This is a genomic window from Pseudomonas sp. MPB23, from assembly GCF_046605395.1.
GTDB lineage: Bacteria > Pseudomonadota > Gammaproteobacteria > Pseudomonadales > Pseudomonadaceae > Aquipseudomonas.
On sequence record NZ_CP176771.1, the window covers coordinates 4,513,420 to 4,531,150 of the forward strand.

20 protein-coding genes are annotated in these 17,731 nt (G+C 58.9%); 12 read left to right on the forward strand and 8 right to left on the reverse strand.

The window, feature by feature from the left end:
- The first annotated feature begins 40 nt into the window (after positions 1 to 40).
- The 4 genes from ACLH0J_RS20310 (at position 41) to ACLH0J_RS20325 (ending at position 2,940) form a co-directional block, all read left to right on the forward strand.
- Positions 41 to 280 (forward strand): hypothetical protein, encoded by a 240-nt coding sequence (locus ACLH0J_RS20310; protein WP_411388725.1) that lies wholly within the window; start codon positions 41 to 43, stop codon positions 278 to 280.
- A 359-nt stretch (positions 281 to 639) separates the two neighbouring features.
- Positions 640 to 948, forward strand: a complete 309-nt coding sequence (locus ACLH0J_RS20315) for a contact-dependent growth inhibition system immunity protein (RefSeq protein ID WP_411388726.1) — start codon at positions 640 to 642, stop codon at positions 946 to 948.
- A 150-nt stretch (positions 949 to 1,098) separates the two neighbouring features.
- The gene (locus ACLH0J_RS20320) at positions 1,099 to 1,644 is read left to right on the forward strand and encodes a hypothetical protein (protein WP_411388727.1); all 546 of its coding nucleotides are present in this window, start codon (positions 1,099 to 1,101) and stop codon (positions 1,642 to 1,644) included.
- A gap of 876 nt (positions 1,645 to 2,520) precedes the next feature.
- Positions 2,521 to 2,940: a hypothetical protein gene (locus tag ACLH0J_RS20325; RefSeq protein WP_271674626.1), complete on the forward strand. Its 420-nt coding sequence runs from the start codon at positions 2,521 to 2,523 to the stop codon at positions 2,938 to 2,940.
- Between the two features lie 86 nt (positions 2,941 to 3,026).
- On the opposite strand, the gene ACLH0J_RS20330 is transcribed toward ACLH0J_RS20325, so the two are convergent.
- The 5 genes from ACLH0J_RS20330 to ACLH0J_RS20350 all read right to left on the reverse strand — a co-directional run bounded on the left by ACLH0J_RS20330 (position 3,027) and on the right by ACLH0J_RS20350 (position 7,435).
- The gene (locus ACLH0J_RS20330; protein ID WP_411388728.1) at positions 3,027 to 4,085 is read right to left on the reverse strand and encodes a diguanylate cyclase; all 1,059 of its coding nucleotides are present in this window, start codon (positions 4,083 to 4,085) and stop codon (positions 3,027 to 3,029) included.
- A 102-nt stretch (positions 4,086 to 4,187) separates the two neighbouring features.
- Positions 4,188 to 4,853, reverse strand: a complete 666-nt coding sequence (locus ACLH0J_RS20335) for a methionine ABC transporter permease (RefSeq protein WP_411388729.1) — start codon at positions 4,851 to 4,853, stop codon at positions 4,188 to 4,190.
- Positions 4,850 to 5,596: a methionine ABC transporter ATP-binding protein gene (locus ACLH0J_RS20340; protein ID WP_411388730.1), complete on the reverse strand. Its 747-nt coding sequence runs from the start codon at positions 5,594 to 5,596 to the stop codon at positions 4,850 to 4,852. Before ACLH0J_RS20340 ends, ACLH0J_RS20335 begins: the two co-directional genes overlap by 4 nt.
- Complete coding sequence (locus tag ACLH0J_RS20345) at positions 5,593 to 6,387, reverse strand: MetQ/NlpA family ABC transporter substrate-binding protein (RefSeq protein ID WP_411392866.1); 795 nt, start codon at positions 6,385 to 6,387, stop codon at positions 5,593 to 5,595. Before ACLH0J_RS20345 ends, ACLH0J_RS20340 begins: the two co-directional genes overlap by 4 nt.
- A gap of 10 nt (positions 6,388 to 6,397) precedes the next feature.
- Positions 6,398 to 7,435: an isopenicillin N synthase family dioxygenase gene (locus ACLH0J_RS20350; RefSeq protein WP_411388731.1), complete on the reverse strand. Its 1,038-nt coding sequence runs from the start codon at positions 7,433 to 7,435 to the stop codon at positions 6,398 to 6,400.
- Between the two features lie 346 nt (positions 7,436 to 7,781).
- On the opposite strand from ACLH0J_RS20350, the gene ACLH0J_RS20355 reads away from it, so the two are divergent.
- The 5 genes from ACLH0J_RS20355 to ACLH0J_RS20375 all read left to right on the forward strand — a co-directional run bounded on the left by ACLH0J_RS20355 (position 7,782) and on the right by ACLH0J_RS20375 (position 12,813).
- Entirely contained in the window at positions 7,782 to 9,032 is a 1,251-nt protein-coding gene (locus tag ACLH0J_RS20355) for a ribonucleotide-diphosphate reductase subunit beta (RefSeq protein WP_411388732.1), read from the forward strand.
- Positions 9,033 to 9,086: 54 nt separating this feature from the next.
- A complete protein-coding gene (locus ACLH0J_RS20360) occupies positions 9,087 to 9,575 on the forward strand; it encodes a DUF1289 domain-containing protein (protein WP_411388733.1) in 489 nt (162 codons plus the stop codon).
- A gap of 485 nt (positions 9,576 to 10,060) precedes the next feature.
- Positions 10,061 to 10,981: a class I SAM-dependent methyltransferase gene (locus ACLH0J_RS20365; RefSeq protein WP_411388734.1), complete on the forward strand. Its 921-nt coding sequence runs from the start codon at positions 10,061 to 10,063 to the stop codon at positions 10,979 to 10,981.
- A gap of 148 nt (positions 10,982 to 11,129) precedes the next feature.
- Positions 11,130 to 11,846, forward strand: a complete 717-nt coding sequence (gene pcsA, locus ACLH0J_RS20370) for a phosphatidylcholine synthase (protein ID WP_411388735.1) — start codon at positions 11,130 to 11,132, stop codon at positions 11,844 to 11,846.
- A 187-nt stretch (positions 11,847 to 12,033) separates the two neighbouring features.
- Complete coding sequence (locus ACLH0J_RS20375; protein WP_411388736.1) at positions 12,034 to 12,813, forward strand: TSUP family transporter; 780 nt, start codon at positions 12,034 to 12,036, stop codon at positions 12,811 to 12,813.
- Here the strand turns inward: ACLH0J_RS20375 and nudC are convergent.
- Positions 12,781 to 13,614 carry an NAD(+) diphosphatase gene (gene nudC / locus ACLH0J_RS20380; RefSeq protein ID WP_411388737.1) on the reverse strand — a complete coding sequence of 278 codons (834 nt, stop codon included), beginning with the start codon at positions 13,612 to 13,614 and terminating at the stop codon, positions 12,781 to 12,783. The genes ACLH0J_RS20375 and nudC overlap by 33 nt on opposite strands.
- A gap of 5 nt (positions 13,615 to 13,619) precedes the next feature.
- Entirely contained in the window at positions 13,620 to 14,432 is an 813-nt protein-coding gene (locus tag ACLH0J_RS20385) for a crotonase/enoyl-CoA hydratase family protein (RefSeq protein ID WP_411388738.1), read from the reverse strand.
- Positions 14,433 to 14,705: 273 nt separating this feature from the next.
- On the opposite strand from ACLH0J_RS20385, the gene ACLH0J_RS20390 reads away from it, so the two are divergent.
- From ACLH0J_RS20390 to ACLH0J_RS20400, 3 genes are all read left to right on the forward strand, one after another.
- Positions 14,706 to 15,260, forward strand: coding sequence for a UPF0149 family protein (locus ACLH0J_RS20390; protein WP_411388739.1), 555 nt, complete (start codon positions 14,706 to 14,708; stop codon positions 15,258 to 15,260).
- Between the two features lie 92 nt (positions 15,261 to 15,352).
- Entirely contained in the window at positions 15,353 to 16,609 is a 1,257-nt protein-coding gene (aroA, locus tag ACLH0J_RS20395; protein WP_411388740.1) for a 3-phosphoshikimate 1-carboxyvinyltransferase, read from the forward strand.
- 66 nt (positions 16,610 to 16,675) lie between these two features.
- Positions 16,676 to 17,065 carry a hypothetical protein gene (locus tag ACLH0J_RS20400; protein ID WP_411388741.1) on the forward strand — a complete coding sequence of 130 codons (390 nt, stop codon included), beginning with the start codon at positions 16,676 to 16,678 and terminating at the stop codon, positions 17,063 to 17,065.
- Between the two features lies 1 nt (position 17,066).
- Here ACLH0J_RS20400 and ACLH0J_RS20405 read toward each other — a convergent pair whose 3' ends face one another.
- The gene (locus ACLH0J_RS20405) at positions 17,067 to 17,666 is read right to left on the reverse strand and encodes an NAD(P)H-dependent oxidoreductase (protein WP_411388742.1); all 600 of its coding nucleotides are present in this window, start codon (positions 17,664 to 17,666) and stop codon (positions 17,067 to 17,069) included.
- Positions 17,667 to 17,731 lie beyond the last annotated feature (65 nt).

Genomic DNA, 17,731 nt, shown 5'->3' on the forward strand with positions numbered 1-17,731 from the left:
AGAAAATCTGCTGAGACATTGGACGTGGGGTTGGAGCTGGATGACATTTTTTCTTGGAAAAAATATCTTGCCCTCACCTAGTGCAACACCAGAAATCATCGCTATTAATGGGGCTCATAAAATTATCGGCGAGCTAGTCCAAGATACCGACGAAAATTATGCAGCACAGAGAATTGACGACTCAATAATTCTTATTGAGCTCAACGAACCAATAACTCACGAATCCAACTTCGTGAAATTAATAGCAACTAAAATACTTCTTTACCCAACAAATACCTGAGGCATGACCTTGCCTAAAAAAGCTCCGAATTTATCGCTAAACATCCCGTGCGCAATGTTTTGCCTGGTTTGTCAGCCCACTTCCCTGTGTTACATACCGACAATTTCTACGTTTAGAGCCCAAGAAGAGGCGGAAGCTCTCGTATCTAAAAGCGTAGCTGCCCGCCATTGAAAAATATCCATTTTTTAAAAGGGTCAAAGGACGAACACATTATTAGAGAACCCCAATCAGCCTCCAGGATTGAGTGTTATAAGAGGCACTACAGAGTCAATTCCCATCTACAAATTCGTGCTAGTTTTAATGCGAAGACCTAAGATGCCAGATGGCTATCTATTACTGACAGGATACCCAATAGAAAAATGAGTAAACCACTAACTGAACTTCAGCAGTTTTTTGGCGCCTACTTCAACCAAGATTGGGTAGAAGATCATGCTTCGGCTGACGAAGTCATTGATACATTTCTTCTAGATTCGTCCAGGGATGTGATTTTCACAGTCAGAAAAGAAATCCTGGAACTAATTGACACCTACACAAACGAGTCAGCACTTCAAGAGAATTTATTGCATGAACAGTATTGCTATTACTATTACCCAAATCAATGGACTTCAGGACTGCTATGGCTGAACCATATAGCGAGTAGATTCGACGACTATTTACTCAAAAATTAAATCAGCCAGCGTATTCAAATAGCACAGGTCGTGAGACGTGCAAAAATCGGATCAGCGCGAGCTAGTTTGTTCGCGCCGTACCGGGAAGCGATACGGGCTTGGGGCAACGCGCTTTTCAGCTAAATCAGCATCGTCCGTTTTGGGGCTGCTATGCAGTCCAACACAGGGCAAGCCTGCTCGACACAACAAGCAAGTCCAAGAATAATAATACCCACAAGGCTAACCGGTCAGCCACCACCACTTTTCGTCCATTCACGGCCTTTTCTGCTGAGAAAAACAATGTTGAAAAATCCATTTTTAAATCAATCGTTTGACCCCAATCTAAAATGGTTTATTGGTGTATTCAATATTTACGACAGAGAGGAAGAACTTGGCGCAGAGCTTGAAAAATACAACCCAAATAACAGAATGGACAGAGAGGAACTCATAAAAAATTACGCACTGGACTTGAGTTACCTTTCATATCGACACAAGCACGCTTTAATCAAGTCATTAGAATGTAGCCTGAACGACAAAAATTATAATTTTCAGAAATTATTTGAAATAAATGACGACGAGTCAGCCTCATGGCCAAGAGCAGAATGGTATGAACTTGAAAATCCGAGAGAGTTCTTACATGAAATTTATCTGCTCGCTCAGTTTTTTTGGAAAGACGACCTTCAAAAAGCCGCCCTCGAAGACCCATCAACTTGGTAAGCACACCGCCGCCGTCCCTGAAAGCACAACCCCCTGTGGCGAGCAGGCTTGTCACAATGCCCAGCAGTAACACAGCCTCCAAGCACCACGCTGTCTCGGATATGACCGGGGTACCGAGCCTTTCTGACGAGATGACAAACCGATCGCCGAATGCCATGGCGGGCGCGCACGTTCTGAGAAAAAAGGAGCGCAAACAACACTTGAGCCTCAACTTTAAAGTGTTAAAACAGCGAAGAATTCAACAACTAGAGCGGTAAAACCACATGCATAAAGACCACAAAAAAAATAGAGTTTAAATACCGACCACTGCAATTGACTGCCAGAACCAGGACGACCAGCTTGATTCAACAGATCGAACGCGGTTAATTTTCAGGAGAAACAATCACCCCGCATCAATGGCGCCAATGAAAATGGGGAAAACTATCGGCGAGGAGGTATTTCAGAGTTCAAAACTATAGCCCCAACGTAACGCACGCACAATACTGAAAAAAATCAAAAACCTAAAACCGCTTACACCGAGGTATGAATATGAAAAGAACGCCGAGCATGTCAGCAATTCGTGGATTACTCTTCACTTACGACATTGAAAACACAGACGACCTTGAAAGGGAAACCTTTATCGCGTCAAAAAATGTGAATTATGATTTCTGGCGAGCATTGAGCCAAGTGCCTGCATTTCTAATGCTCCCAGCCGAGCCGTTGATGACAACAAAAACGATATCTTGCGTTTAGAACTATAAGGGGCTGAACGCGGCTACAGACCAAACAAGAAATCCCCAAATAACCCCCATACCTAATCCACTTATGAATGGTGCAGAAATGAAATTTCGCGAAGACGGCACGCCTTTCACTCTATTTCCCATCAAGGAATGAAAAATGCTATTCCACCCAACTTCCCAGCACATACCCTTCGACGCCAGCTTATATTATTTCGTAGGGATTTTTGACATTTACGACAGAGAGGAGACCAAGGGAGAGGAGCTCGCTCGTTATAATCCTAACGACAATGCAGACAGAGAAAACCTCATACTTAAATATTGTCTTGATCCATACAACAAGCTTTCATATCGCCATAAATACAAATTAGTTGAAAGCTTATCCCTTGCTTTAAATACAGAAAATTTTAATTTCCACTCCTACTTTGAGGACGATCCAGAAGCATATTCAACCATGGCCTGGGACGAAACAGAGATTAATGATCCCCGAGGCTTCTTCGCCGACATCTATCGACTAGCCAACGATATCTGGAAAGAAGACCTCCAAAAAGCCAGCCTAGAAGACCCATCAACTTGGTAAGCACACTACCGCCGCCCCTGAAAGCACAACCACCTGCTCACTACAAGAAGCCTGCCCACCAAAACTAACCGGCGCACCCTACCCCACTAAACCGATCGCAACCAACTCCCCTGCACCGAGCTAACGCGGTTGCGCCCGCTGCTCTTGGCTTCATACAGCGCGAGGTCGGCGTCATTCAGCCAACGGGTGGCGTCGGCATGGGTCGGTTGATACGGTGCCAGGCCGATGCTCAAGCTGGCGTGCAGCGTCGGGTCCTGGGCGTAGGCCAGTGCATTGAAGCGGTCACGCAAGGCGTCCATGACTTCGGTCGCGCGGTTGAGGGGCATGCCCGGTAGGATCACGCAGAATTCATCGCCGCCATAACGCCCGGCCAGGTCGGTGGCGCGCAGGTTCTGGCGCAGCACTTTGCCGAGTTGGCGCAACACGATGTCGCCGGTGACGTGGCCGTAGGTATCGTTGATGGTCTTGAAGTGGTCGATGTCGATCAACGCAATCGCCGCGCCCGTTTGTTCGCGACGGCAGCGTTGAAACTCAATCTCCAAGTGGTCTTTCCAGGCGCCGTGGTTAAGCAGCCCGGACAGGCTGTCGGTGCGGCTCAGGGCCAGCAATTCGCGCTTGCGCCGGGCCAGTGTCACGGCCTGGCGATAGCAGATCCAGCCAAGCGCCAGTGGGTACAGCATCAGGATCGGCAGACAGCCGTAGAGCTGGGCCTGGGTGGTGACGGCGATGAAGGCCGGGGTGAAAACCAGCATCGCCACGCCGACGCCCAGCGCCTGCGCCACCCACCCTGCGAACATGAACCGGGGTCCGCCGATGGCCACGTTGTTCATGGTCATCATCGACAGTGTGGTCACGCTGGGCAGTGGATTGAAATGCATGGCGCCGACCCAGAAGCCCCCACAGAAGGAATCGAACAGCAGGTTGCGACGTTCACTGTGCAAGGTCTGGGCACTGCGCAATGACAGCTGAAACGCCAGGTGCGGCCAGATAAAGGCATTGGTCAACATCAATGCCCACACCCACCAGGCCGGATTCAGGGGGTACATGCCAACCACCACGCACACTAAACCGAGCGTCAGCCCCAGGGTACGGGATTTATACAGCCGTGAAGCGAGCGGAAGTCCGTTTCCTTCTTCAGCTGACATGATGGGGGGAAATCCTGAGGGAATGCCTGGAGTCTATCAGGGCACCGGCAGATCGCCACTACCGCTGATAAGCTCAATGCGAGCCCCATCGTTCGATAAACGTTATCGGCGGTGCGCCAATGAACGCACGCAGCGGTCCCCCAGGCTCTGCACACCTTGCACCAGCAGTACCAACACGATGACCGTGACCACCATGATCTGGTTATTGAAGCGCTGGTAGCCATAACGGATCGCCAGGTCGCCCAACCCGCCGCCGCCGATCACCCCGGCCATCGACGAGAAGCCGATCAACATCACCAGAGTCAACGTCACGCCGGCCACCAGGGCCGGTAACGCCTCCGGCAGCAGCACCTTGAGAATCACATGGCGGATATCGCCGCCCATCGCCACGATCGCTTCGATACGGCCCTTGTCCACTTCATCCAGGGCGGTTTCCACAATGCGCGCAAAGAACGGAAACGCGCCGATGGTGATCGGCACCACCGCAGCCGTACTGCCCAAGGCGGTACCGACGATCAAGCGCGTCAGTGGGATCAACGCAATCAACATCACCACGAACGGTAACGACCGCCCCAGGTTGATCACGCCGCCCAACGCACGGTTGAGCCGAGGCAACGGGAACAGCCCGCCGCGCCGGCTGATAAACAGCAGCACGCCCAACGGCAAGCCGATCAACAGCGTGAACAGCCCGGCCAGCAGCACCATGTACAGGGTTTCGCCGGTGGCGTTGAGCAGCAATTGCAGGATGTCATGCCAATCGGTTTTCATACTGCCCTCACCGCAGGCCGGCTGGGTGCCAACGAACGCCCCAGGCGCGACGACGGATCGGCCTGCAACTGCACCAGGCTGCCACTTTCCACCACGCGCCCTTCGGCGAGGGACACGGCGCTGTCGCAGATAGCCTTGACCACGTCCAGCTCATGGGTGATGAGTACGATGGTCACGCCCAGTTGCCGGTTGATATCGCGCAACAGTGCCAGGATCGAGGCGGTGGTTTCCGGGTCGAGGGCACTGGTGGCTTCATCCGACAATAAATACGCCGGCCGCGCGGCCAATGCGCGGGCGATGCCGACGCGTTGTTTCTGCCCGCCGGACAATTGCGAAGGAAACGCCAGGGCCTTGTCGCTCAACCCCACCAACGCCAGCAACTCGGCCACCCGCGCCGCGCGTTCGGCCTTGGGCACATTGGCGATTTCCAGCGGTACGGCGACGTTGTCCGCCACATTGCGCGAGTGCAGCAAGTTGAACCCCTGGAAAATCATGCCGATACGCTGGCGTTGCCGGCGCAAGTGTTTGTCGCTCAGTTGGGTCAGGTCCTGGCCGTCCAGCAGGATGCGCCCGGCGGTCGGGCGTTCCAGCAGATTCAGGCAACGCAGCAAGGTGCTTTTGCCCGCGCCGCTGCGCCCGACAATGCCAAAAATCGAGCCGTCGGCGATCTGCAACGACACGTTGTCCAGCGCCGGTGGCTGGCCGTCGGCGTAGGTTTTGCTGACCCCCTCGACCACGATCATTCGGTCGCCACCGGAATGACCGAACCGGCGTACGTCTCGGTGATGAACTTGGCCACCGCCGGCGAGCGCAGGTCGTTGGCCAGTTGCTTGACGCGCGGGTCGTCCAGCAATTTAGGCGTGGTCACCAGGATGTTCGCGTACGGGTTGCCTTCGGCCTTTTCCAGCCCAAGCGCATCCCTGGCCGGTTGCAGTCCGGCTTCCAGCGCGAAGTTGCCGTTGATCACGGCCAGGTCCACGTCATCCAGCGCCCGGGGAATCTGCGGGGATTCGATCTCGAGGATCTTCAAGTGCTTGGGGTTTCCGGCGATGTCCTTGGGCGTGGCCTGGTCCTTGGACGCATCGTTGAACCCCGGTTTGAGGGTAATCAGGCCGTTGGCCTGCAGCAGGTAGAGCGCGCGACTGAGGTTGGTGACGTTGTTCGGTACGGCCACGGTGCCGTTGTCGGGCACCTGGGCCAGGCTGGCGTGGCGATGGGAATAGATGCCCAACGGCTCGATGTGCACGGTGGCGGCGACCGCGAATTTCTGGCCGAGCGCCTGTTCCTGGGAGTTGAGGTACGGCAGGTGCTGGAAGTAATTGGCATCGACATCGCCATGGGCGAGCAACTCATTGGAGTTCACGCCGCTGGGGATCTCGATGATGTTCAGGTTCAGGCCAGGGTCGAGCTTTTGCACGTATTCGAGGATCTGTGCGTGGGGAATCGGGTCGGCGGCCACGCGCAAGGCATCGGCGGCCGACACACTCAAAGAGGCCAGCAACGCCGCCAGGGTAAGTGCGGTCTTCAACATAATGATCTCCTGATCAGGCGGACAAGGCGTGGGGAAGTGCGGCGTCGGCGTAGAAACGCTGGGCGACATCGGGGTGCGAGCGCAGGCGACCCTTGAGGTAGTTCCAGCCCACATCCCGCAGCAACGGGTTGCGCGGGTCGCTGGTGGGGCCGTGGGCGTCGCGCAGCAGTTCCGGCGCCAGTTGGTACACCGGCACCACCGCATCCAATTGCGCGCCGAGGAAAAACGCCAGGGACAAACGCTCACTGCCCGCCGGCGGAGACACCACCCGGTGCACGGTGGCGCGCAGGTAGCCGTTGCTGGCCAGTTCCAGCAGTTCGCCGATATTTACCACCAGGGTGTCGGGGCGCGGCGAAGCATCGATCCAGCGCCCCTCTTCCACTTCCACCTGCAAACCCGCTTGCTCGTCCTGCAGCAGGAAGCTGAGGAAACCGGAGTCCTTGTGCGCGCCGACGCCCTGGCGGCTTTGTCGGGCATGACGACCGGGGTAGCGGATCAGCTTGATGTGTTCGTTGGGCTTGTCGCCGTACAGCGCGTCAAAGGCATTCTCCGGCAGGGACAAGGCCTGGGCGAAGGCACGCAACAGGCGCAGGGCCATTTGCGTCATCGCCTGCTGCCAGCCGAGCACCAGCGGTTTGAGCTGGGGCAAGGCCGTCGGCCATTGGTTGGGGCCTTGCAGGCGGGCCCAGGCCGCCGGGTATCGAGCCACGTCAAGGGGCTCGCGTTCGGCGCCGACGTCGAACTGTTCGCGCAGGTCTGGCTGGCCCCGGGTGATCTCCGACGCCGCGCGGTTATAACCGCGGAAATGGGGGGAATTGAGCATGCCCACCGCCAGTTTGTCGGCCTCGGGCAAGGCAAAGAATGCCCGCGCCTGCTGTTGTACTTCAGCCAGCAATGCAGGGTCGATGCCGTGACCGGTCAAGTAGAAAAAACCGACATGCCGCGCCGCCAGACGCAGTTCGTCGAGAAACTGCTGGCGCTGCTGCGGGCTACCGTCGAGTTGCGAGAGGTCCAGTAATGGCAAGGTGGTGATGGACTGCAGGTGAGACATCGGTGGCTCGCTCCTTGAACAGAATCCTAGAGAAGCATCCAAGCTAAACGATCTTAAAAACCACCAATAAATACCTTTTTAGAATTAGCTTAGGCACTCGGATTACTTGTCCCAAGAGGGGGTCGGGTCTGGCGCGGCTGCGACATTCGATCCATTGCTGTCCGTTGACCAGTCTTGTTACACACCATATAGTGTGCCCACAAACAGAGCAGACCACTACATAGTGTGCAGCATCGGTATTTACCGACCACACTACGCGCAGTATTTCAATGCCTATTAGCCTGCAAATCGCATATTTTTGGACGGGTTCACACGCCGTCAGAACAGATCAGGAAGGAGTATTTCAATGCTGAGTTGGGATGAAGTCGACAACGAAGACACCGGTGCAGCGGTGATCAAAGGCGCCAACGCCGGCCACGCCACCGAAGCCAACATGGACCGCCTCGACGGTGCCGGCGCCGCCGCTGCCATCGAAGCCCGCGCCGTCACCGCCAACGACTCCGCCGCGATCATCCGCGCCAAGGCCGCCCTGGACAAACTCGACATCGCTGAAGGCCTCGCCGAACTCGAAGGCGCCTCCGCCCGCGTCGCCGTCGACGAAAAACGCATGATCAACTGCCGCGCCGACCTCAACCAGCTCGTACCCTTCAAGTACGACTGGGCCTGGCAGAAATACCTCGACGGCTGCGCCAACCACTGGATGCCGCAAGAGGTCAACATGACCGCCGACATCGCCCTGTGGAAAAACCCCGAAGGCCTGACCGACGACGAACGCCGCATCGTCATGCGCAACCTCGGCTTCTTCTCCACCGCCGACTCGCTGGTCGCCAACAACCTGGTGCTGGCCGTGTACCGCCTGATCACCAACCCGGAATGCCGCCAGTACATCCTGCGCCAAGCTTTCGAAGAAGCGATCCACACCCACGCCTACCAGTACTGCATCGAATCGTTGGCCATGGATGAAGGCGAGATCTTCAACACGTACCACGAGATCCCATCGGTCGCGAAAAAAGCCGCCTGGGGCCTGAAATACACCCGTTCGATCTCCGATCCGAAGTTCGAAACCGGCACCGTCGACACCGACAAAGAACTGCTGCGCAACCTGGTCGCCTACTACTGCGTCCTCGAAGGCATCTTCTTCTACTGCGGCTTCACCCAGATCCTCTCCATGGGCCGCCGCAACAAAATGACCGGCGTGGCCGAACAGTTCCAGTACATCCTGCGCGACGAGTCGATGCACCTGAACTTCGGTATCGACGTGATCAACCAGATCAAAATCGAAAACCCACACCTGTGGGACACCGAGATGAAAGAAGAAGCGACCCAGATGATTCTGCAGGGCACGCAACTGGAGATCGAATACGCACGCGACACCATGCCACGCGGCGTGCTGGGCATGAACGCGGCGATGATGGAAGACTACCTCAAGTTCATCGCCAACCGTCGTCTGTCGCAGATTGGTCTGAAGGAAGAGTATCCAGGCACGACGAATCCGTTCCCGTGGATGAGCGAGATCATGGACTTGAAGAAAGAGAAAAACTTCTTCGAGACCCGTGTGATCGAGTACCAGACCGGCGGCGCGTTGAGCTGGGATTGATTGAAAAAACGGCCCCTTCGGGGGTCGTGTCGTTTCACCTGTCGATGTTTTTTTATGCCTAATCAAACCATTAAGACCCCCTGCGTCGGCTTGTGCTCCACCGTTTACGGTGACCTGGTCTGCCGCGGGTGCAAGCGCTATCACCATGAAGTCATCCAGTGGAATGGCTACAACGCCGAGGAAAAGCACGCGGTGTGGTTGCGCCTCGAGCAGTTGCTGGTGCAGGTGATGGCCTCCAAGCTGGACGTGTTCGACCCACAACGCCTGCGCCAGCAACTGGAAAGCCGCAAGATTCGCTTTATGCCGCACCAATCGCCGTATTGCTGGGCCTACCAGTTGATCGCCCGCGGTGCGCGGGTGATTACCAAGCTGGATGCGTATGGCCTGGTATTGTTGCCGGAGTTTCGCGAGCACAGCCTGGCGGATTTGCGCGATGGGATTGACCGCGAGTTTTTCCTGCTGTCCGAGGCGCATTACCAGCGGTATATCGCCCCCGGTTTCTTGAAAGAGGCCTTTGGGCCAGCCCTGATCGCCACCCTCTAAAACACACCCCATTCAGACCCATGAGACTTCGCGCTCCGCCTGCATGCATATCGCTTAATCGCCTGCTGGCACACCTGGCACACCTGGCGCGCCAGACTGCCCTGCTCCGCCTATGCCGTCAGCGCCGCCAAGGTCGAGGGTCACCGCAAATTCGCCGGCAATGGCTGGGGCGTAGACGCGGCAAGCACCTCGGCGAGTTGATTCCGGTTTCTGCCGCGGACCTTAGGCCGATCATGGGTTGGGCAAAAGACGATGATTGCCTCTACGACTACCGGCTTACCCTGGAGCACATCAGCGCCATAGAGCGGCTTTGCGCATTGGAACTCCCCAGGCATCTGGAGCTTTTCCTGACGTGTAACGCTTAATACTTGGTCGCTTAAAGGCGTAGTGCCGAGGGTTTGGGTATTTCCACCAAGCATTGGGATACCCCTCACTGACGGCAATTGTGTTTAAAATGCCGCCCGCTCAATGACCGACGCTCAACGATGACCCCAGACGCACTCGCCACCCTGCACGCTCACCTGCTCACGGCCCTGGCCAGTGCGCCAGACGAAACCCGGCGCCTGTTCCACGGCCGTGGGCGTTGCTGGCCGGGTCTGGAGCAGTTGACCGTGGACTGGCTGCAAGGCGTGGTGCTGGTCGCGCTGTTCAAAGAGACGGCGCAGTTGGAGGCGTTGAAGCAGCAACTGCTGCAGATTGACTGGGCGCAGTACGGCGTGCGCAGCGTGGCGCTGCAACACCGCTACCTGCCACAAAGCACCACCGAATGGCTGGTCGGTGAGCCCCTCGATGAACTGACGATCACCGAAGGCGGCCTGCGTTACCTGATCGACCTGGGTAAAAAGCAGAACAGCGGCCTGTTCCTCGACATGCGCTACGGCCGCAACTGGGTGCGCGAGCAGGCCAAAGGCCTACGGGTGCTCAACCTGTTTGCCTACACCTGCGGGTTTTCCGTGGCGGCCATTGAAGGCGGCGCCGACCACGTGGTGAACCTGGACATGGCCCGTGGCGCCCTCAGCCGTGGCCGCGACAACCATCGCCTGAATGGGCACGACCTGAGCAAAGTCACGTTCCTGGGCCACGACTTGTTCAAGTCCTGGGCCAAGGTCACTCACAGCGGCCCTTACGACTTGGTGATCATCGATCCGCCGTCCTTCCAGAAAGGCAGTTTCCTGCTGACCAAGGACTACCAGCGCGTGCTGCGCCGTCTGCCGGATTTGCTCACGCCCCAGGGCAGCGTCCTGGCGTGCATGAACGACCCCGCGTTCGGCGAGGACTTCCTGATCGACGGTGTCACCCGCGAAGCACCGGGCCTGCGCTTCATCGAGCGGCTGCAAAACCCGCCGGAATTTGCGGATATCGATCCGCAAAGCGGCTTGAAAGCCTTGGTGTTCCGCCAGGGCTGATGTCGAAACGTCCTACGCTTGCTACGCTAAGCAATGCACCGGGCGGTGAACCTTATCCCCTCCTTCCCGGTCGATACCTGCATTCCCCGGCCAGACTCGACAGCGTTACGTTGTCGGCTGCCCCGTTTCACCTTTTGGAGAACCGCCCGTGATATCGACCCTGCATGTAGCCAGACTCAAAGCCTGGGGCGCCCACGGCTTCACCGCCACCGGTGTGGTGCTGGCCTTCCTGGCCACCCTGGCGCTGCTGGAAAACTCACCCAAGGCCTGCCTGCTCTGGCTGGGGCTGGCACTGGTGGTCGATGGCGTAGACGGCTCACTGGCGCGACGGGTCAATGTCAGCACGGTACTGCCCAGCTTCGATGGCTCGGTACTGGACCTGGTGATCGACTACCTCACCTACGTATTCATTCCCGCGCTGTTTATCTACCGCTACATCGACCTGCCGGACTTCACCCACCTGTTCGCGGTGTCGGTGATCCTGGTGTCATCGCTGTTCTGCTTCTGCAACGTGAACATGAAGAGCAAGGACAACTACTTCGTCGGCTTCCCCGCCGCCTGGAACGTGGTGGCCTTGTGCGTATACATCATCCAGCCCGACGCCTGGATCACCTTGCTGACCGTCATCGGCCTGGCGCTGCTGACCGTGACGCCGATGAAATTCCTGCACCCGTTCCGGGTCAAGCGGTTCATGCCGATCAATATCGCGGTAACCACCCTGTGGTTGCTGTGCAGCTTTCTGATGGTGGTGGATTACCCCAACACCAACCCATGGACGTTTGGTTTGTGGTCGCTGATGTCGGCGTACTTCCTTGGCATCTGCGTCTGGCGCACAGCGCTGGAATGGCTGGGAACCCACAAATAGCCAAGCGGACACAGTTAAAACAATGTGGGAGGGGGCTTGCTCCCGATAGCGGTGGATCAGTTAGGCATCAGTTGACTGACACACTGAAATCGGGAGCAAGCCCCCTCGCACATTTGGATATGCATACATTCGACGGGTAAGATGGCGACCTTGCGCATAACGCTCCGCCAACCATAAGCCCTCCCCAATGCCCTTTGAACTCAGCGTCGACCTGACCACCCTCGCCATTCTCGCCGTCGTGGCCTTTATCGCCGGTTTCATCGACGCCATCGCCGGCGGTGGCGGCCTGCTGACCACCCCGGCGCTGCTCACCGCCGGGATGCCACCGCACCTGGTGCTGGGCACCAACAAGCTCAGCTCCACCTTCGGTTCGGCCACCGCCAGCTTCACCTTCTATCGCCGCAAGCTGTTCCATCCGCGCCAGTGGGTACACGCCATCGTCGGCACACTGGTCGGCGCCCTCAGCGGTGCCGTGGTCGCCCACTACCTGCCGGCCGAAACCCTGAACAAGATGCTGCCGGTGATCGTCTTCGGTTGTGGTGTATATCTGTTGTTCGGCGGTACGCCCAAGGCGCCGCTGGATGGCGACGCACCGATCAAGAAGAAATGGCAGGCCACCCAGGGCTTCGGCCTGGGCTTCTACGACGGCGTGGCCGGGCCCGGCACCGGCGCGTTCTGGACCGTCAGCACGATGCTGCTGCACCCCATCGACCTGGTCAAAGCCAGCGGCGTGGCGCGCAGCATGAACTTCGTCAGCAACGCGGCGGCGCTGTCGGTGTTTATCTTCAACGGTTCGGTGGATTGGATCGTCGGCCTGGTCATGGGGATTTCAGTGATGGGCGGCGCGTTCTTTGGCGCCCGCAGTGCTATCAGCGGCGGCGCCAAATTCATTCGCCCGGTGTTTATCACCGTGGTGCTCGGCCTGACGGTGCGCCTAGCCTGGCAGCACTGGTTCAGCGTGGCCTAAGCGGCGGGCCACGTAGAGGTCGATCAGGTAACGCGCAATCGAGCGTGATGCCGGCAACGGCGGCAGATCGTGGATGTTGAACCACTGGGCGTCCTCGATTTCGTCGGCCTGGGGCACGATATCGCCGCCGGCGTATTCAGCGTGGAAGCCCAGCATCATCGAGTGGGGGAACGGCCAGCACTGGCTGCCCACGTACTGGATGTTCTTCACGTCCACCTGCACTTCTTCGTGCACTTCGCGGATCAGACAGTCTTCGGCCGACTCCCCCGGCTCGGCAAACCCCGCCAGGGTGCTATAGACACCCGTCACAAAGCGTGGCGAGCGGGCCAGCAATATCTCGTCGCCACGGGTCACCAGCACGATCATGCTCGGCGAGATCCGTGGGTAGCTGCGCAGATCGCAGGCCTGGCAATACATCGCCCGCTCCCGTGGCACCTGGACCATAGCCTGGCCGCAACTGCCGCAAAACCGGTGCTCCCGTGCCCAGGTGCCGATCTGTGCGGCATAGCCCAGGACTTTGTACAGCCGGTGATCGCCTTGCAGCATGAAGCCACGCAGGCCCTGCCAGGCGCAGCCGGGCGCTTCACCGACCGAATCGAGCTCCAGCAAGTACACCGGCTCGCCGTCGAGGTGGCCGATGCCGTGTTCGGCGAACACCGACAGGTCCTGGCGCTTGAGCCATTCCCGGGGGAACAGCGGGCCATTGGAATCATGTAAAAAGCCGTCGCGACTGCGGGCAACGGCCCAGCCGCCGGGGGTGTCGTTGTCCAGCAGTGTGGTGGTAGTCCAGCCTGGGGTCATGTCGATCAATCCACGAATTCGGGTTTCTGCTTGCTCATGTGGGCCGCGATGGCCACGCGCAGGTCGTTGGATTGCAACATAGCGGAGTTCCAGGTGGCAACGTATTCCAGACCGTCATTGACCGTATGGTCACGCATATAGCTGATCATGGCCTTGGTACCGGCCACGGCAATCGGCGATTTGGCCGCGATTTCGTGGGCAATTTCCAGCACGCCGGCCAACAGACTGTCCTGATCGGCATACACGCGATTGACCAGGCCGATGCTGCGCGCTTCCTCAGCGCCGAACTGGCGGCCGGTGTAAGCCAGTTCGCGCAGCATGCCGTCACCGATGATGCGAGGCAGGCGTTGCAGGGTGCCGACGTCGGCGGCCATGCCGATGTCGATTTCCTTGATCGAGAACTGCGCGCCTTCGGCGGCGTAGCGCATGTCGCAGGCGCTGATCAGGTCGATCGCGCCGCCGATGCAGTAACCCTGGATCGCCGCCAGCACCGGCTTGCGGCAGGCGTCCACGGCGTTGAACGAGGCTTGCAGTTCCAGGATTTTGCGCCGCAGCAGGCGTGCGTTGCGGCCCACGTCCTTGCCGAATTCATTGGCCACCGAGGCCAGCATCATCAAGTCGATGCCGGAGGAGAAATGCTTGCCGGCGCCGCTAAGTACCACGGCGCGCACGGCGTCGGTGTCTTCGACCCATTGGAAGATGTCGATGATCTCGGTCCAGAACGCCGCGTTCATCGCGTTGATCTTTTCCGGGCGGTTGATCTGCACATGGGCAACGTTGCCGGTGAGTTCGACGACGAAAGCTTGATATTCGGACATGGCAGTGATCCCTGACTGGCGAGTGATAAGGGCAGAACTATAACAAGGGTGCACAACGGCGCATCGGCCAAAAGCGGGACTGGTCACTGTCATAAAAGGGGATGGCGGCAGTGATTGCGTTGGCCAGCCGATCATCCTCGCCGTCGTCGGCTCACTGTGCATGAGCAAGCTGTGCCAGCACTGGGAAAACGCTGGATAAAACCCCGCGCACGCGCCATCCTTCGCGCTTTAAGCCGCCCCGTCCGCGGCGCTCGACGTTTGAAGGATATGCCCATGCACGCCCAACCCCTCGCCCCCGCTGATTTCGAACATATCGAAGAGACCCTGCTCAAATACGGCGACGACCATTCGGTGCTGAACCTGGCTGAACTCGACGGCTACTTCACCGCCTTGGTGTCCAGCCCGGCTCAGGTGGATATCGCGCAGTGGTTCCCGGCGATCTGGGGCGGGCAGAATCCGGCGTGGGAAAGCGCCGACGAGGCCAAGCAATTCCTGGATCTGTGCGTACGTCATCTCAACACCCTGGCAAGCCAACTGGCGAGCGACGCCCAGGGTTTCAAGGCACGCTTCGATGAAACCGAACATCAGGGCCACAACGTGACCCTCGCCGAAGAATGGTGCTTCGGCTACATCCGTGGTGCGACCATCGGCAATTGGCCGCCACTGCCGGCGGCGCAGGCTGCGTTGCTGGAAAAAATCTCCTGGTGCGCCGAGCAGGACAACTTCGAGCTGCCGGCCGACCTGGATGTGCCGGCGCATCAACAACGTGCGGGTGAAATCGAACCAGCGGCGCGGGCCCTGCATGATTACTGGCTGGCCTTGCGCTAAGCCTCGACAAGCACCGCCGCTTTGGCCGATTATTCGGGACCGTCCCGTCGGCCACTCCGCACCACCTTGCCTTGAATCAGGAGCCTTGTACCTTGAGTTCGCAGAAAACCGTGACCGTTACACCGCCCAATTTCCCCCTCACTGGCAAGGTCGCGCCCCCCGGTTCCAAATCCATTACCAACCGTGCCCTGCTGCTGGCCGCCCTGGCCAAGGGCACCAGCCGCCTGAGCGGCGCGCTGAAGAGCGATGACACCCGTCATATGTCAGTGGCCCTGCGCCAGATGGGCGTGACCATCGACGAGCCGGACGACACCACCTTCGTGGTCACCGGCCACGGCAAGCTGCAATTACCGACCCAACCGCTGTTCCTCGGCAACGCCGGCACCGCCATGCGTTTCCTCACCGCCGCCGTGGCCACCGTGCATGGCACCGTGGTCCTGGATGGCGACGACTACATGCAGAAACGCCCGATCGGCCCGCTACTGGACACCCTGCGCCAGAACGGCATCCCGGTCGACAGCCCGACCGGTTGCCCGCCGGTGACCGTACACGGCGTGGGCAAGGTCCGGGCCAAGCGCTTCGAGATCGACGGCGGCCTGTCCAGCCAGTATGTGTCGGCCCTGCTGATGCTGGCGGCGTGCGGCGAAGCGCCGATTGAAGTGGCGCTGACCGGCAAGGACATCGGCGCCCGTGGCTATGTGGACCTGACCCTGGACTGCATGCGGGCCTTCGGCGCCCGGGTCGAAGCAGTCGACGACACCACCTGGCGCGTGGCCCCCACCGGCTACACCGCCCATGATTACCTGATCGAACCCGACGCGTCCGCCGCCACCTACCTGTGGGCCGCTGAAGTGTTGACCGGGGGCCACATCGACATCGGCGTCGCCGCACAGGACTTCACCCAACCGGACGCCAAGGCCCAGGCCGTGATCGCCCAGTTCCCGAACATGCAGGCCACGGTGGTCGGTTCGCAGATGCAAGACGCCATCCCGACCCTGGCGGTGCTGGCCGCCTTCAACAACACGCCAGTGCGCTTCACCGAACTGGCCAACCTGCGGGTCAAGGAATGTGATCGCGTGCAGGCGCTGCACGATGGCCTGAATGAAATCCGCCCGGGCCTGGCGACGATTGAAGGCGACGATCTGCTGGTCGCGGCCGACCCTGCGCTGGCCGGTACCTCGTGCAATGCCCTGATCGACACCCACGCCGACCACCGCATCGCCATGTGCTTTGCCCTGGCGGGGCTGAAAGTCGCGGGCATCCGCATCCAGGACCCGGACTGCGTGGCCAAGACCTATCCTGATTACTGGAAGGCCCTGGGCAGCCTGGGTGTCCAACTGAACAACTGACACAACCACAAAAACTGTAGGAGCTAGCTTGCTCGCGCCTACAGTGAAACCTTGCCGGGAGCGCCGATGCCCCTACGCCAACCCTGCCCACCCGGCGCCTGCGTGTGCGAGCGCGAACACCTGTTGGAAACCCCCGGCGCCGACCTGCGCATCCTCAACCTGACGCGTCAGGAAGAAAAACGCCTGATCGAACGTCTCGAAAACCTGCAGAGCCTGCAGGACCTTGAACGCATGCAGCAACGCATGTACGAGCTATTGGGCATTCGTGTGCACATCGCGCCGGGGCACACCGAAGTCAAGAGCATGCGCGGCATCCAGATCATCATCGACGACCTGCCGGGCATGTGCCGCAAGAGCCGGCAATCCATTCCGGCGGCGATTCGTCGGGGCATGGAGAAACGCCCGGAAATCGCCTACCGCCTGCTGGATGCCCACGACCTGTTTCGCGAAGGGTGAATCAACCGGCGACCGTCTCCGCCTGGAACAAGCCCTGCCCCAGCGCATTCGCCTTGCGCAGATGCGCCTGCGCACTGCCGCTTTCCGACTCGAGCAACAATTCGGACGTCAGCACCTGCGCGCCACAGTAATCAAAAATCCCGTAGTCGATCTGTGTACGCATCGCCTTGGCATAACCATGCCGTTCGAACGCGCGGTCATCGGCGGCCCCCAGCGCCAGCAGATGCACCGGCAAGTGCCGCAGCTTTTTGACCACCGGCGTGTCCGGGCCGTATTCGATAGCCCAGCCATTGACGAAGACCCGGTCGATCCAACCCTTGAGCAGCCCCGGCAGCGACCACCAGTAGATCGGAAACACCAGCACCAGCGCGTCGGCGCGGTCGATGCGCGCCTGTTCGGCGAGTACATCGGCCGGCGGCGTGGCGTGGGTACGGTGCACAAGATGATCGGCGCACGTGTAGCGCGGGTCGAAGCCTTCGGCGGCAAGGTCAGCCATTTCAACGGTGTGGCCGCTGCTGCTGAGACCGGCGGCCACCTGCGCCGCGACGGCATGGGTGAGCGATTGCGCATCGTGATGAGCGACAACGATGAGTGCGTGCATGACTTGGGCTCCCTTTCGGCTTAAGCTACTGTTAGTAAGTTACGCCGATTAAGTTACTTTTGGTA